Here is a 355-nt window from a genome sequence, read left to right as displayed (position 1 = left end):
ACCACCATGAACCTGGCCCCCAACTTCCCCGAAGACCCCGCCATGCAGCATCTCCTGCAACTGCTGCACGACGAAATCGGCTTGCCCAAACACAAAACCATCCGCCTCGAAACCTCAATCAACCTGGACTTGGGCTGCGACGGCACCGAGGCCAAGCAATTCATGGAGGCGCTGGAACAGGATTTCGCCGTCGACTTGAAAGCCTACGACGCTTATCGTTACTTCCAGCCTCCGGTCTTCGATGTGTTCCTGAAACGCCGAGCCAAAGGCCGCGGCGATAAAATCCCGCTGACAATCGGTATGCTCTACCTGGCTATCAAGACTCAGCGCTGGGACACCCAAACCCTGGAAAACC

At 56.9% G+C, this 355-nt stretch carries 1 protein-coding gene; it reads left to right on the top strand.

Going from position 1 to position 355, the window contains the following annotated elements; translation table 11 throughout:
• Positions 1-6: 6 nt before the first annotated feature.
• The coding region (locus JV201_RS01225; protein WP_219407124.1) for a DUF1493 family protein at positions 7-355 on the top strand (349 nt) is incomplete at its 3' end.

Origin of the sequence: Pseudomonas sp. Colony2 (genome assembly GCF_019382755.1) — a bacterium.
Lineage (GTDB): Bacteria > Pseudomonadota > Gammaproteobacteria > Pseudomonadales > Pseudomonadaceae > Aquipseudomonas.
The sequence above is the reverse complement of the archived record's forward strand: the minus strand, read 5'-3'. Positions and strand labels throughout refer to the sequence as shown.